This is a genomic window from Paenibacillus naphthalenovorans, from assembly GCF_001465255.1.
Classification (GTDB): domain Bacteria; phylum Bacillota; class Bacilli; order Paenibacillales; family NBRC-103111; genus Paenibacillus_G; species Paenibacillus_G naphthalenovorans.
Genome location: NZ_CP013652.1, coordinates 2,927,523 through 2,942,217 on the forward strand (window position 1 = coordinate 2,927,523; position 14,695 = coordinate 2,942,217).

The 14,695-nt window shown below is 52.7% G+C and carries 16 protein-coding genes and 1 riboswitch; of the genes, 5 read left to right on the plus strand and 11 right to left on the minus strand.

Annotated features, from left to right (window positions below):
- Nucleotides 1-25 precede the first annotated feature (25 nt).
- The 3 genes from IJ22_RS14415 to IJ22_RS14425 are packed head-to-tail and all read right to left on the minus strand — an operon-like array spanning nt 26 to nt 2,369.
- Nucleotides 26-1,675 (minus strand): b(o/a)3-type cytochrome-c oxidase subunit 1, encoded by a 1,650-nt coding sequence (locus tag IJ22_RS14415; RefSeq protein WP_062409310.1) that lies wholly within the window; start codon nt 1,673-1,675, stop codon nt 26-28.
- A gap of 31 nt (nt 1,676-1,706) precedes the next feature.
- A complete protein-coding gene (locus tag IJ22_RS14420; RefSeq protein WP_062409311.1) occupies nt 1,707-2,177 on the minus strand; it encodes a cytochrome c oxidase subunit II in 471 nt (156 codons plus the stop codon).
- A 21-nt stretch (nt 2,178-2,198) separates the two neighbouring features.
- Nucleotides 2,199-2,369: a cytochrome c oxidase subunit 2A gene (locus IJ22_RS14425; RefSeq protein WP_375256439.1), complete on the minus strand. Its 171-nt coding sequence runs from the start codon at nt 2,367-2,369 to the stop codon at nt 2,199-2,201.
- Between the two features lie 239 nt (nt 2,370-2,608).
- Here IJ22_RS14425 and IJ22_RS14430 point away from each other — a divergent pair, with 239 nt between their 5' ends.
- Complete coding sequence (locus IJ22_RS14430; protein WP_062409312.1) at nt 2,609-3,409, plus strand: SDR family oxidoreductase; 801 nt, start codon at nt 2,609-2,611, stop codon at nt 3,407-3,409.
- 44 nt (nt 3,410-3,453) lie between these two features.
- Here the strand turns inward: IJ22_RS14430 and tenA are convergent, their stop codons facing one another.
- The 4 genes from tenA to IJ22_RS14450 are packed head-to-tail and all read right to left on the minus strand — an operon-like array spanning nt 3,454 to nt 7,063.
- Complete coding sequence (gene tenA, locus IJ22_RS14435) at nt 3,454-4,116, minus strand: thiaminase II (RefSeq protein WP_062409313.1); 663 nt, start codon at nt 4,114-4,116, stop codon at nt 3,454-3,456.
- Between the two features lie 47 nt (nt 4,117-4,163).
- The gene (locus tag IJ22_RS14440) at nt 4,164-4,958 is read right to left on the minus strand and encodes an energy-coupling factor transporter transmembrane component T family protein (protein WP_062409314.1); all 795 of its coding nucleotides are present in this window, start codon (nt 4,956-4,958) and stop codon (nt 4,164-4,166) included.
- A 6-nt stretch (nt 4,959-4,964) separates the two neighbouring features.
- Nucleotides 4,965-6,473 carry an ABC transporter ATP-binding protein gene (locus IJ22_RS14445; RefSeq protein WP_062409315.1) on the minus strand — a complete coding sequence of 503 codons (1,509 nt, stop codon included), beginning with the start codon at nt 6,471-6,473 and terminating at the stop codon, nt 4,965-4,967.
- The gene (locus IJ22_RS14450; RefSeq protein WP_062409316.1) at nt 6,470-7,063 is read right to left on the minus strand and encodes an ECF transporter S component; all 594 of its coding nucleotides are present in this window, start codon (nt 7,061-7,063) and stop codon (nt 6,470-6,472) included. Before IJ22_RS14450 ends, IJ22_RS14445 begins: the two co-directional genes overlap by 4 nt.
- Before the next feature lie 111 nt (nt 7,064-7,174).
- Nucleotides 7,175-7,280, minus strand: a riboswitch (TPP riboswitch).
- Between the two features lie 173 nt (nt 7,281-7,453).
- On the opposite strand from IJ22_RS14450, the gene IJ22_RS25790 reads away from it, so the two are divergent.
- From IJ22_RS25790 to IJ22_RS14460, 3 genes are all read left to right on the plus strand, one after another.
- The gene (locus IJ22_RS25790) at nt 7,454-7,666 is read left to right on the plus strand and encodes a hypothetical protein (RefSeq protein WP_235594137.1); all 213 of its coding nucleotides are present in this window, start codon (nt 7,454-7,456) and stop codon (nt 7,664-7,666) included.
- A gap of 148 nt (nt 7,667-7,814) precedes the next feature.
- A complete protein-coding gene (gene asd / locus IJ22_RS14455) occupies nt 7,815-8,606 on the plus strand; it encodes an archaetidylserine decarboxylase (RefSeq protein WP_062409317.1) in 792 nt (263 codons plus the stop codon).
- Between the two features lie 36 nt (nt 8,607-8,642).
- On the plus strand, nt 8,643-9,899 hold the full coding sequence (locus IJ22_RS14460) for an MFS transporter (protein WP_062409318.1): 1,257 nt from the start codon (nt 8,643-8,645) through the stop codon (nt 9,897-9,899).
- 65 nt (nt 9,900-9,964) lie between these two features.
- Here the strand turns inward: IJ22_RS14460 and IJ22_RS14465 are convergent, their stop codons facing one another.
- Entirely contained in the window at nt 9,965-10,774 is an 810-nt protein-coding gene (locus IJ22_RS14465; protein ID WP_062409319.1) for a DUF2797 domain-containing protein, read from the minus strand.
- Between the two features lie 185 nt (nt 10,775-10,959).
- Here IJ22_RS14465 and IJ22_RS14470 point away from each other — a divergent pair, with 185 nt between their 5' ends.
- Nucleotides 10,960-12,057, plus strand: coding sequence for a PRK06851 family protein (locus IJ22_RS14470; protein WP_062409320.1), 1,098 nt, complete (start codon nt 10,960-10,962; stop codon nt 12,055-12,057).
- Between the two features lie 81 nt (nt 12,058-12,138).
- Here the strand turns inward: IJ22_RS14470 and IJ22_RS14475 are convergent, their stop codons facing one another.
- The 3 genes from IJ22_RS14475 to IJ22_RS14485 all read right to left on the minus strand — a co-directional run bounded on the left by IJ22_RS14475 (nt 12,139) and on the right by IJ22_RS14485 (nt 14,635).
- Nucleotides 12,139-12,804, minus strand: coding sequence for a class II aldolase/adducin family protein (locus tag IJ22_RS14475; protein ID WP_062409321.1), 666 nt, complete (start codon nt 12,802-12,804; stop codon nt 12,139-12,141).
- 126 nt (nt 12,805-12,930) lie between these two features.
- Complete coding sequence (gene dhaL / locus IJ22_RS14480; protein ID WP_062409322.1) at nt 12,931-13,587, minus strand: dihydroxyacetone kinase subunit DhaL; 657 nt, start codon at nt 13,585-13,587, stop codon at nt 12,931-12,933.
- 46 nt (nt 13,588-13,633) lie between these two features.
- Entirely contained in the window at nt 13,634-14,635 is a 1,002-nt protein-coding gene (locus tag IJ22_RS14485; protein WP_062410998.1) for a dihydroxyacetone kinase subunit DhaK, read from the minus strand.
- Nucleotides 14,636-14,695: the final 60 nt, after the last annotated feature.

The following is a 14,695-nucleotide window of genomic DNA, read 5'->3' on the forward strand; positions in this document are numbered from 1 at the left end:
GTAATGCTATTCGGTATACCGAACATCACCAGGTGACGAAGCCTTTGGCGCCGACTCCGGGATTGGTGATCATCTCTGTTACCGGAATCGCGTAAGCCACGAGAATCAAGACGACCAGCACGCCGATCCACACGCCCCAGCGTTCGAAGACGGCCGGTGTTTTTTCCGCCTGCTCGCTGACCTCGGCAATCGGAAATTCGGTCTCCCCCTTCGGCGCGCTGAGCAGCATGACGATGTTGATGATCATCAACACGACGCCGACGAACAAAATCGTTCCACCAATCGCCATCACCACATGATAAGGAATCCACATGATGGCATCCGGATGATCCTGATAGGTAGTGAATGCCGTACGCCGGGGCGATCCGAGCAAACCGACGGAGTGCATCGAGCCTGACATGAAGAACATGCCTACTGCCCAAATCACGGTTTGAATGATGCCGAGACGATGCATGAGCGGTGTCATCTGGCGGCCAAGAATCGCCGGTATCAACCAATAAGTAATGCCGAAGAAGGTCAATGCGACGCTGGAAGCTACCGTCAAATGAAAGTGTCCTGTAACCCAGAGCGTGTTGTGGATGACCGCATTCAGCTGATGGCTTGCATTAATCAAGCCGCCGGCCCCCGCCGGAATAAAGATCAGCATGCCCATGAACGGGGCGAAAAAGCGCACGTCCTTCCATGGCAGCTTCTTAAACCAGCCGAACAGCCCTTTGGCGCCGACGGAGCGTCCGTGCAATTCGAAGGTGGCAAACAGCGAGAACGCCGTCATCAAGGAAGGAATAACCACCATAAACGTCAGAATCACCTGCACAAACTTCCAGATGTTAGAAACCCCCGGTTCCATCAGCTGATGGTGGAACCCGACCGGAATAGAGAATATCAAAAACATAATGAAGGATAGTCTGGCCAAGGCATCGCTGAATATTTTGCCGCCGATGACCTTGGGGATGACGCAATACCAGCACATATATGCCGGCAGCAGCCAGAAGTAAACAAGCGGGTGGCCGAAATACCAGAACAATGTACGGCTGAGCACCACATTGACGGTGTCCACCCATCCGAACGACCACGGAATGAGCTGGAACAGCACCTCAACGGCAACCCCCAGCGTAGCGATAATCCACAAGAGCATCGTGATGACGGCCATATAAGCGAACAGCGGCGTCGTTTGGCCGCGATGCGTCTTTTTCCAATAGCGGTAGTTGATAAAAATGCCGAGGCCGCTCATCCAGCTGCCGACCACAACGAAAACCAGCGCGATGTAGAACCAGGGCGATGCTTTCATCGGGGCGTAAAAGGTGTAAAGCACGGTCGCCTTATTCAACAAAATCAGAATGGTGGCCAGGATCGTGCCGAACGTCATCAGTCCGTAGCCCAGCCAGCCCAGCTTACGGGCAATCGGCAGCAGGTGCCCTCCCAGCGTCCGTGCAATCCCTGCAAGCATAAAGCCGATAATGAAATAGGTGGTGAACACTAACGCCATCAGTAGACCATGCGCCGTAAGCAGTTGATAGTAGCCGATCTCCATCGGAAGATGGATCATTCCCCCGCGCACCAGTCCTTGAAGCACGCCCGCTACACCGCCCAGAAACAGGGCGAAAAAGGCGAACAAAATATGAGCAAGCACCAGCGCGGAATCCCGGCTGTCAAAACGCTTGATATCGTTAATCATCGTATACACTCCTTCATGTCGGCCGGCTGTCTTATTTAACAACGATTTTCATCATCATCACTTCATGCGCCGCCCCGCAGTATTCATTGCAAAGCACCAAATATTCCCCGGGCTTGGTGAACGTGTAGGTTAGCCGGTTCACTTCCCCGGGCACCACCATCATGTTGATGTTCGTTCCATTGACTTGAAATCCGTGTACGACGTCCTGGCTGGTGATTTGAAAATGAACCTTCGCCCCGAGCGGTATTTCCATTTGATCAGGCGAGTATCCGAAGGCAAACGCCACGAGATTGGCTTCGTACTCCTGATCCCCGATTTGCTTTAAACCCGGCTTGTCGAACGGTGCGGTCGTGCTGAGCTTCTCCGGATCTACGGTATGACGATGATCGCCGGGAGGCTCCATCCCCAGCGCGAAAGCGCCAACCCCCACAACGGTCAAAAACAGGCCAAGCATGGATATGCCGAATATCAGCCAAATTTTTTCCAATCGATGAATGTGCATGTAAGTTCGACTCCTTCTCCTCTAGTGTCTTGCCATGAACAACAGAAACACACCGACCCAAGACAGCACCAAGAACAATCCGAGCAGCATCACGGATACAAAGGTGCCTTTTAACGATTCTTCACTATGCTTCCCTTGAGATGGCGTCATTTGGTAATGTTCATGCTTCGTCACGTTTTGCGGCTTTGTCATCGTCTTTTCCTCCTTCTTCCCGGAAGTATTTGATGTATACATTGTAAAATTTGCTTTTCATCCCCAACTATGATTTAAGTCACATTAGATGTTAAGCATTCGTGAACGATTAATAAGGCGAAGAACTGGCCCCGCCCTTTGGATGTATCATACTTTCAAATTTTCAACTGCCGGAAGCAGGCATATGTTGTAAAATAGAAGGAAGCAAGAAGCCCCAGCCAATAAAGGAGGAGAATGGGATGGAATTAGGACTTGGCGGGAAAATAGCCATTGTTACGGGAGCAAGCGCCGGAATCGGATGGGCCTGCTCTAAAGCGTTGTTTGATGAGGGCGCTTCCATTGTCATGGTCGCGAGGGACCCGGAGCGCATGGAGCAAGCCGCTGCCGCAATTCTTGAAGGTGATCCGGAGAAGGACGCTTCGCGCATCGTCACAGTGAAGGGAGATTTACGCGAGCCGGAGACCGTGAAGCAAACGGTGTCCGCCGCGATGGAGCGTTTTGGCCGCATCGATATTTTGATCAACAATGCCGGATCGGCTAAGGCCGGATCGTTTTTTGAGATGCCTGAGGAAGCCTTCCTGGAAGCGTGGAATTTGAAGCTGCTCGGCTACATCCGCATGGTCAAGGAAACCGCCCCGCACATGATCCGTCAAGGTGACGGGCGCATCGTCAACATTGTCGGAGCAGCGGGACGTACACCGGGCCCTACGTTTCTTGCCGGCAGTACCGCCAACGCGGCTCTGCTGAACTTTACAAGAGGGATCTCCAAGGAACTGGCCCGATCCAATGTCAGAATTAACGCGATTTCGCCCGGCATCACGGCTACGGAACGCATGCACAGGATGGCGGAGCAGCATGCGAAGGCCAAGGGAATCACGGTAGATGCTCAAATCGCGGAGCAGAGCGCCAACATTCCGCTGGGCCATGTCGTAAATCCCGCAGAAATCGCGGCAATGGCGCTACTGCTGGTGTCCGATCGCGTCCCGTCGATAACGGGTACGGAAATCGTTATCGATGGCGGACAGCAGCCAGGCGTTTAGACAAAACGATAAAAAACCGCAGCGCTAACCGCTGCGGTTTCGTATTATACCGGCCAGGCTTCTTTGCGGTAAGCCATATCCCAGAACATATATTCATATCGGCTGCTGATCACAAAATGGTTGCACATCCGCTCCCGATCCTGCGGCGTCACCTGCTCCGCGATGTCATCGATTCTTGCGATTTGCTCCTCCACCAGCTCGCGGAACCATTCACCGCCGTACGCGGCGATCCATTCCCGGTAAATCGGCTCCTCCGGCGTGCAGCCTGCAAGTCTCTCTCCAATCTCGTAATAGAGCCAGTAGCACGGCAGAATGGCGGCAATAATATCGCCCAGCTGTCCGGTGTACGCCGCCCGGAGCATATGCGACGTATACGCATAAGACGTCGGCGCCGGCTCGAACGCTTTTTGTTCCTCTTCGGTGATTCCGAGAAGCTTCGCAAACTTTTCATGCAGCGCCAGCTCTGCACTATATGTACCCTGTGCATGTACAGCCATGCGGTTCACCGTGTATAAATCGTTTGCCTTGGCAGCCCCTAAAGCCTGAATCCTTGCAAACTGGGACAAATAATAGGCGTCGTTCAGAACATAATGACGAAAGCAGTCCAACGGCAGCGTACCGTCGCCGATTCCGCGAATGAACGGATGCTCGAAGCTGGCCTGCCAGCTGGCATCTGCCGCCTGGCGAAGGTGTTCGGAAAATTTCATAAGTAATCCTCTCCATTTCTTCCCGTAAGATTCGTTAATCGCCTTACCTATCCCGTTCTAACATCCCCTATGTTGAAATACGGGAAATCCCGTCCGAGCCAGAACGCCGCGAGGCAGATCAGCAGCATTACACCGGCCAGAAGCCCGTCCCGCGCCGACCATCCGATCAGGTAATAATAGGACCGCCGCTTGGCCGAGGAGAAACGCTTGGCCTCCATAGCCACCGCGATTCTCTGGGCCCGGCGAATGCTTTGAGCCAACAGCGGTATGGCATACCTGTTCAGTGATTCCATCCAGCCCCGGATCCCTTTGGCTCTCTTCACACCGCGGACCTTGAGCGCCATCTGAAGCGTCCGGTACTCGCTGGCCACCATCGGCAAAAGCCGCATTGCGGCCATAAAGCTGTAAGCATACTTGGCCGGCAGCCGCACCTGCTGCATAAGGGAATAAAACAACCGGACGGGGCTTGTCGTCAGTCCGAACAACAGGCCGATCAGCGCCATATTAACCGATTTCAGCCCGATGTGCATGCCGCGATAAAAGCTTTCCTCCGTAATATGGATGAGACCCCAGCGCAACCAGGTTGTTTCCCCTTTGCCAAAAAATACCATGGACGTCGCGGAGGAGACGAACATCAGTGCAAAGGGCAGCGTCAAAAGCAGCAGCCGGCGCACCGGGTGGCCGGCTGCTGAAAAGAACAAAAGCGCAAGCATCCAGGTCACATGGATCAGAACATTCAAATGATGTGTCAGCAGTACGACCATAAACATGCCGACGGAGACGATCAGCTTAAAGGCGGGGTTGACGCGGTGCAGCCACGTTTCCCTGTAAGACCATGACAAAGCCCCTCAACTCCTTAGTTCTGCGGTGAGCGGCGGGCATGCCGCAGCGAATCGGCTTGCATATTCTTTGGGACTGAGCTCGGCGGCAAGACGACCCTGCCGTACCTCCCATACCCGGGTGGCAAGCCTTCTTACAATTTCCAGATCATGCGTGACCATGACGATGGCGATCCCTTCCCGGCGCCATGATTCCAGCATCTCCAGCAGCGCGAACGTATTTGCGGCATCCTGGCCGAAGGTGGGCTCGTCAAGCAGGACAAGCCGCTGGGCTTTCACCGTCGCCGCCGCTACACTGAGTCGGCGCTTCTGCCCGAGCGACAGCTGATACGGATGCAGATTGCGGTGCTGATCGAGGCCGAACCGCTGCAGAAGCTCCTCCGTTTTCACCCGGATCGTTTCTTCGGAATCCCTGTCACGCCTGAAATTAAAGGCCAACTCATCATAAACGCTGTGGGTCACAAACTGCATCTCCGGGTTTTGAAAAACATAAGCCGCCATGTCGGAGACGTCGTCGAAGCCTCGAACCGGCCCTCCTGCAAGCACATAGTCGCCGCGCGTTGGAATCAACTGCATTAGGGACTGAAGCAGTGTGCTTTTGCCCGCGCCGTTCTCCCCCACCACGGCAACCCAATCCCCGGGATACAGGGCTGCCGAGGCGGCTTCGATTTTCGGCGCCTTCCCGTGGTAACCGGTAAATCCGCGGAGCCGGACCAACGGCTCCATCTCCCCGGGTGTACCGCTTATGAATCGGTCGTTATCTTTTGGGAACCGGTCCTCTTCGTCTTCCCACACGCCAGGATACCAAATTCCGTATTCCTTGAGCTTCGGCTTAAAATCCCGGAAAACCTGCTCCGGCCTTCCGTCTGCCGCAATGCGCCCGTGAGCGTCAAAGAGGATCACCCGGTCGACGAAATCTACAATCTCGTCAATTTTGTGCTCTACGATAATGACCGTCTTATCATGAGCGACTTGTTTCACGGCTTGCCATACCTCCGCCGTCCCTTCCGGGTCGAGCAGCGACGTTGGCTCGTCGAGAAACCAGACGTCCGGCTCGAGCGCCAGCAGCGAAGCGATAGCCAGCCGCTGCTTCATTCCCCCGGAAAGCGAAGCAATCGGCACATGCGGATCATCCAGCACCAGCCCGACCTGCTCCAGGCATCGCCTGATTGTCTCCGGCATCCGTTCGTGAGGCACCCCGATATTCTCAAGCACAAATGCAATCTCTTCATCTGCATAGGGCATGCAGAACTGGGCGTCGGGGTCCTGGAACAAATATCCCCACGAATGCGGAATACCGATGTCTTCATATTTGAGCGGCACCTCCAGCGCATCCGGGATCAGCCCGCTCCAAACCTGCAGAAGCGTGGATTTGCCGCAGCCGCTTGGGCCAAGCAGCAGCACCTTTTGCCCTGCGGGCACGCCCGCCGTCAAATCGTCGAACAAAAGCGACGAACTGCCGGGAAATTTCAGCCTAAGCCGCGAAACCCAGGCGACAGCGCAGTCCGCCCCGTTCAATGCACGTTCTTCCTGTCCAGAGCCTGATAATCTTCGGCGGTTGCCGGGCGCACAAGCTGGGTGACTCCGGTTTTCTCCAATGCCTTCACCAGCAGGTAGGCCAGAGGCCCGCAGAAGAGATAGCCGCCGATAAACCGCATGACGATGTAAAGAATAAGATTCCAGGTTTGCAATTCGATGAGATAGCCTTTGAAAAAATCGAGCGCCAGCGCGCCTGCGCCAGCCGCAACCCCGGCCAGACCGGCTGCGGCCGCGGAGTATCGTTGATACAGGAATGCAGCGAAAACCAGCTCGGCGCCAATCCCCTGCAGCACTCCGTAGGTAAGCAGTTCGACTCCGTATGGCGAACCGGTGATCAGCTCGCCAGAGGCTGCGGCCACTTCCGCCAGAAATGCCACCCCGGGCTTGCGGATGATCAGGAACGCAACGGTCGCCGCCATAAACCACATACCGTACATCAATTGATCAAGCTGAATACCCGGAAGCTTGGCCAGATTGTAGATGTCGGTCCATACCCGATAAATGATGCTGAACACAACCGCAATGACGACCGTGACCAAAATATCCGTCAGTTTCAATTGTTTGGACATGGTATCCCCTCTCCTTTTCTATTATTTCACGGGAGCCTTGGGGAGAATGACGCCAAAAAGGCCGCTCCCCAATGAAGGAAGCGGCCATATAGGCACAAATAAAGGCGTGTGCGCCAATGATCTCCACTTTCCTACGCTGGTATAACCCAGATCAGGTTCAGAGGGTCTAGGATCTATTGATCCAATCTCAGCCTATTCGGCTCCCCTAGTGATATACATCATATTATCACGATTGAAATATTTGTCAATACCGAGATATCGCAAAAACTCTATAGCCAATACTTACCTCTTCTGCTACAATAATCCTTGCCTAGCGTTTTAAATTTTTATTCGGAGACGCCTTTTATTGGAAGCGCTATCTTTACGGAAGGGTGAGAAGGAATGGATGGAATGATTTCAATGGAACGGGAAGCAGAAAGCTTGATCACTGCAGAGATGGTATCCGACTGCTCTTACTGCACCATGGTTTCTCCCGACCCTCTGTACAAAACACCCGTGTACTGCACCAAATACTCCGGTTCATGCCAACCGATTCAGGTGAACCTGGCCGCTTGCCTCACCTGCGGAGAATACAAAAAAACGCCTATTAGGCTTAATCTGTAGTTATAAGTTGACAAGGGAGCTCCTTTAGGAGCTTTTCTTCCTTTTTAAGGGTCGATTTATGTTTGCTTTGTGCTTCGTTCTGTGTCAAGATAAGCGTTAGATTCGCTTACTTAACATTATGAAGAGAAAACAGGTGAACCTTTCGATTATGAAGATTTCGCTATTCCGGCTTCTGACCGAGCTTTCTTCGCGCAAGACCGTATCAAAGCTGACAGGGGCATTCGCCAAATCCAGAGCCAGCAAAGCATTGATTCCACGCTTTATTCGTACTTATGGCATTCGCGAACAGGATGCGGAAAAAGCGGTTCATGAGTATGCTTCTTTAAATGATTTTTTTACCCGCAGGTTAAAAAGCGGATTGCGTCCGATCGATGAAACGCCGGATACGGTGGTCAGTCCCGTCGATGCCCTGATTACAGGAATGGGCGGCGTTCAGGAGGGGTTGATCGTCAATGTCAAAGGCCAGGACTATACGATTGATGAGCTGCTTAATCAAAGTCCCCGCACGATCAATTACAAACACGGATTCTATTTTGTCTTGTATTTGAGTCCTACCGACTATCACCGGATCCATTCGCCCGTAACAGGGACGATTCTGGAGAAGGAGCATGTCGCAGGCAAGGTATATCCGGTGAACGATTTCGGACTCAAGCATATGCGCCGGGTTCTCAGCCGCAATGAGCGGTTGATTACGTATATTCAGCATGAAACCGGGGAAGTCGCCGTCGTGAAGGTAGGGGCGCTGAATGTGAGCAGCATCCAATACGTTACCCCGCTTCCGGCAGAGCTAAACCGCGGCGACGAGTTAGCCTACTTCGAATTTGGATCCACCGTCGTGCTGCTGACCGAATCGGGCACCTTTAACCCGCGCCAGGATTTGAAGGTCGGCAGCAGGGTTGCCATGGGAGAAGCGCTCGGAACAACGAAACGGAAGGATTAGGCCGTTAGCACCTAATCGGGAAAGGAGCTTCCTGCCATGCAGGTACAAACCGGAGCAGCGGCTTCAGGACCGGTCTTTCAGAAGGCCCCGGAGTCCAACGTGAAACCAACCGTATTCCGCATACTGCTTGCCATCAGTTTAGTTCATTTGTTCAACGATTCGATTCAATCGATTATACCGGCGATTCTGCCTATTTTGAAGGATTCCATGAATTTGACCTACATGCAGACTGGTCTTATTGTGTTTGCGTTAAACATGACCGCTTCGGTCATGCAGCCGGTCATCGGCCTTTATTCGGATCGCCGCCCTTCTCCCTACATGCTGCCCCTGGGAATGGGGTTCACCTTCATCGGGGTATTGGGATTGGCTCTGGCGCCGACGTATTGGATGGTTCTGCTGTCCGTGCTGTTCGTCGGACTCGGCTCCGCCGTTTTCCACCCGGAAGGCTCGCGCGTGGCATACATGGCCGGGGGCTCTAGGCGCGGACTAGCGCAATCGATCTTTCAGGTCGGCGGCAACTCGGGCCAATCCTTGGCTCCGATCATGACTGCCCTTATCTTCGTACCGCTCGGACAATTCGGAGCGATCTGGTTCACAGCCGTAGCCGGAATGGCCATTCTTGTCCAGCTCTTCATTTCCCGCTGGTACAGCGGGTATATCGCGGCTCATCGGCCCGCCGCAAAAAAGAACGGCGTACGGGTGATGAGTCCTCTGCGCAAAAAACAAATCACTTTCGCCGTCGTGACATTGATTTTTCTCGTGTTCGCCCGGTCTTGGTATCATGCGGGCGTGACCATTTATTATCCGTTTTACTTGATGGAAAAGTTCGGCTTTCCTTTGGAAAAGGCCCAAATCTACATCTTCCTGTTCGCCGCGGCGGGCGCGCTCGGCACCTTCATGGGCGGTCCGCTGTCCGATAGATTCGGACGGCGCAACCTGATCTTCTTCTCCATGGTAGGCTCCGCGCCGCTGGCTGTGCTTTTGCCTTATGCCAATGCATTCTGGGCGTACGTCATTCTGCTCATCAATGGGTTTATCCTCTTGTCGAGCTTCTCCGTCACAGTCGTTTACGCCCAGGAACTGATCCCGGGCAAGATTGGCACCGTATCCGGACTCATCACGGGTTTGGCCTTCGGTCTCGGGGCACTGGGAGCCGTGGCGCTCGGCGGACTGATCGACATCCTGCACCTTCCCGCGGTCATGCAGATGGTCAGCTGCCTTCCGCTGATCGGCCTGCTGACCTTCTTCCTTCCGCGTGACCGCATCCTCAAGGAATGGGCGCAGGAAGGATAATGAAAAGCACGATACAACCAGGTTCAGGTGTATCGTGCTTTTGGCTTTCGGGAGTATCCGGAACATTACTGCGCCGCCTGCTCAACGCCGCGCGATATGGATACTCTGTATCCGCTGAACTTTTTTACATTCATGACCGCCTGCCCGAACATGAGGTAGCTGCCCTTGATGCCGATCAGACGATCCGTAATGACCGGTGATTTGTCCAGGTCATACGTCTTGATTTTCTGAACCGGCTCCAATTGCGGATAGAGGAATTCAAATACCTTCGTGTCGTCGAGCAGATACGGCTTAAAGGCTTCCGGAACGTGAGCGAGAATTTCATCTCTGCTTTGAAGCAGTTCAATCTCGCTGACTTCGCCCTTCAGCATTTTGCGCCAGTCCGTTTTGTCCATCACATGCTTGCTGAGCTCAAATTCCAGCTCTCCCGCAAGCTTTCTTGTCGGCAGCTCGGCAATCGGAATCGCCTGTACGGCTCCTTGATCCGTCCAGCGCTTCATTTGGTTGCCCTTTCGGGTCAGACCCACCTTGAGACCGCTGCTTACCGCCAGATAAACATAGTGCGGAACCATGCAATGGGTTTGGGCGAAAGCTTCATCCCTGCATGTTCCTTGATCAAAGTGGCATTCATGCGGTTTTACGATGCACAGGTCATTTTCGGCTAAAGCGATAAAGCATGGATAGCAGTAGCCGGAATTATATGTTTTTTTTATTTTTCTGCTGCAATGAATGCATCGGATTTCATGTAAAAACCGGATTTCAAGCTGCTCTCCAATCCAGTCATTCAGTTGAACTTCGTTTTCATCCAGCCGCAATATATATTGAACCGGAGATTCGTGCCGGTGCATAAAGCCTCTCAAAAAACCGCTATACATACGCTAGACCACTCCTGTATTATGTAGTATTGGAAATCTATCACTCTATTATCATTATATCTCCCCCGGTTGAAAAAGGATACTCAGGCTCCATGGATAACGCTGAGTTCTCCTGCACCCTTTTGACAGGGTTGTCATACGATAAACTATGCGCCATGACATTAGCCCGGAAAGGTGTGACGGTGATGAGTGGAATCGTCGAAAACTTCTATGCGAGCGGAAATACCGCTCGCGGCTTTGCCAACCTGTTCGATTCATCCATACAAGGTCTGGAGCGGCTTTTTATTTTAAAAGGGGGGCCGGTGACAGGAAAATCGAGTTTGATTCGGACGATAGGAAGCCGCTTGGCTGAGGAGGGCTATGATATCTGGCTGATTCATAGCCCTTCGGACAATGACGCGCTGGACGGTTTGATTATCCCCGCTCTAAAGGCGGGAGTCATCGATGGGACGGCCCTGCGTGAAATAGAACCCCTGGAGCCGGGGACGGTTGTGCGATACGTGAACTTGGAAGAGACCGTGGATGCGGCACGGCTTACCGCCCGGCAAACGGAGATCGAACTCCTGCATGAGACCATTCAGCAGGCCCATGAACGCGCATATGCCGGGTTTGCGGAAGCGCTGCGCATTCATGATGAATGGGAAACGGTTTATATCGCCAACATGAATTTTCAAGCAGCCGATGAACTGACGAATGAGTATATACAGCTCCTCTACGGCGATCGGAGATTGGAGAAGCGGAGCCGGGTAGACCACCGTTTTTTGGGAGCGGCCACTCCGAAAGGCGCGGTCGATTTTGTTCCGAATCTGACCGAAAATCTGAAAAGGTACTTCATTAAAGGCCGGGCCGGTTCAGGTAAGTCCACCCTGCTGAAAAAGCTCGCGGCCGCAGGGATGGAACGCGGCTTCGATGTGGAAATCTACCACTGCGGCTTCGACCCGAACAGTCTGGATATGGTCATCGTGCGGGAGTTGGGCTTCGCCATTTTTGACAGCACGGCGCCGCATGAGTATGATCCCGACCGCGCTTCCGACGAGATCGTGGATATGTATAAGCGCTGCATCCAACCGGGTACGGACGAAGCCCATGCGGATGCGTTAAGCGGCATCAAAGCGCGGTACGCCGCACAAATGAAAGCATCCATACAGCACCTGGCGCAGGCCAAATCGCTTCAGGATGAACTGGAGCAAATCTATGCCCAGTCCACGGATTTCCGCCGGATAGATCAGATCAAGGATGCTATTTTTCGGGAAATCTCCGGCTTGGCTGCGGTTCGTGACTGAGACGGCATTGACAGCAATAAGCATCTTCCCTCGTCAAGCTGAAGGAAGATGCTTTTCGCTGTTCCCGGTTTGATTTCCGAATTATACGGTTGACTTGGGCTGTCTGCCATGAATGCCGTACTTCTGTCTCATCCCTTCAAGCACCCGGACCTTGTCCTGCGGGATTTCATCCATCTTCCCCAGGCTCGATGCATAGTTCATGATTTTTGCCAAATGTTCTAACGATTCCATCTTATAATAAGCCGTCATCAGATCGATCCCCATCGTTGTCGCTCCATGATTTTTCAATAGAAAGCAATCATGCTCTGAAAGCAAATCGACGAAAGAGTCCGTTAATTCATCCGTGGAAGGCGTAGCATAGGGAGCAATCGGAACCTTCCCCAGCTCAAATACCGCTTCGGCCAGAATATATCGGTCTAAGGGTATGCCTGCAACGGCAAATGAGGTGGCGAATGGAGGATGGGCATGCACGACAGCGTTGACATCCGGACGCATTTCGTAAATTTTAAGATGCATCTTTAACTCTGAAGTGGGCTGATAGGTACCCTCGAGGACATGCCCCTGCCGATCGACAATGGATAGCATCCCAGCGGTCATATAGCCCTTGCTTTGCCGGGTAGGGGTAACCAATACCCGGTCGGCGTCCAATTTTACGCTGATGTTCCCGTCGTTGGACGCCACCCACTCTTTGCTGTACATTCGTTGTCCAATATCAAGAATCATGGCTTTGGCCTCATCCGGATTCATTCGGGACATTCACCTCCAAACCGGTTTTTCATTCAGGAGAGCGCCTTTCGGTGCCGAAACGATAACGGCAGTGAAATTCACCTTCATTTTACGGGTGTGCATGAGCGGCAGTGTGAACCCGCACCTCTATGCTGAAGTAAATGTCCCGGCATTGACATAGTTTGAAAATCCTTTAAAGAAGAGTGCGCCGACCGTAGCTCCCGGATCCTGAAGCCCGATGGAACGTTCGAGATACCTCCCGGCCCTGCCGTGTCTGGCCTGCATTTCAATGGTGTGCCTGGCACCCTTGTCTGCCGCAGCATAAGCCTCGTTAATCGTCTCCTTCAAAGACTTGCCTTCTTTCGCAGCCGCCTCTAATGCCTCCATCGCCGGAATAATCGAATCCAAAACCGTTTTTTCGCCAGCCTTCGCTTTACCGCGCTCCACTAAAGCGTGAACCATCGCTCTGGTCATTGTCAGCAAATCCTCGGCAGTCAATTCCGATTTGCCCTGAGTCACTTTCCCGCCACGGATGATGGCGGAAGCCATTAAGGTTCCCATCGTTGAAGCTACCGTTTCCCCCATCACCACAGCGCTATTCATCAATACGACACCGATATTCTCGTTGGAGGTATTCGGCAGGTTTTCAACCACGGCCCGAAATCCTTTCGACATCGTCAATCCGATATCGCCGTCTCCTAAAGCGCCATCCAGCTTACACAGGTAATCTTTGTTTTCATCCATAATTCTGCTGATCTCTTGTAAAATGTTTTTGATGTCTTGGACATTCAGTGTTTCTTTCATATGATCTCTCCTTGTCGCCAGCCTTTGTATCTTTGCAGGAAGTGATTTAATTCTGAATTCGAAACGGAGTGGCAAATGGGGCGTCCAGCAGTTCGCGCAATTCATCGTCAAGACGCAGGATGGATATGGAGAGACCCGCCATCTCCAAGGATGTGGCATACTCGCCGATATAACGGTTATAGATATGGATCCCTTTCTCCTCTAATTGCTTATGAACAGACCGGTAAAAAATATATAGCTCTTCTAACGGCGTAGCGCCCAGTCCATTAATCAGAACAGACACATCGCAGCCCTTATCGATCGGCATATCCTGAAGAATGGCTGTGACCAGGGTTTGCGCCACTTCATCGGCGGTTTGAAGTTTTCCGCGTTGAATGCCCGGCTCCCCATGAATTCCCATCCCGATTTCCATTTCTCCCTCTCCGATTTCGAACGTAGGGCGGCCGACGGCAGGCAGAATGCAAGGGGTAAGGGCAACCCCCATGGTACGCACGTTTGAATTTGCTTTCTCGGCGATTCGTTTCACCTCATCGAGGCTGGCAAACTGCTCCGCTTTGGCAGCGGCTAATTTGTACAGGTAGAACATCCCCGCTACGCCTCGGCGTTGGTGTTCATATCCCTTCGGCATCGAGGCCGCATCATCGGTGGCCACGACCGTCTCCACACGAATACCGTCCAAATCGGCTAATTCAGCGGCCATATCAAAATTCATGACATCTCCGCCATAATTCCCGTAAATATATAAGACGCCTTCTCCGCCATGGATCGAACGGGTGACATCCAGCATTTGCTGCGAGCTTGGAGAAGCAAAAATGTCTCCTACCGCTACGCCGTCAAGCATTCCTTTGCCGACATAACCAAGAAATAAAGGAAGATGCCCGGAGCCCCCGCCGGTAGCGATAGCCACTTTCCCCTGGATAGGGGAATCAGCTCTAACCAGGGCGCGGTTATCGCTTCGGATGCTCTTCAATTGATCGGAATGGGCAATAAGCAAGCCTTCCAGCATATCATCCACTACGGTTTCAGGATCGTTAATAAATTTTTTCATCCCATTGGTTTTTTGCTCCATAATTGATCTTCCTCCAATAATTAAATGTTATAAAAATAG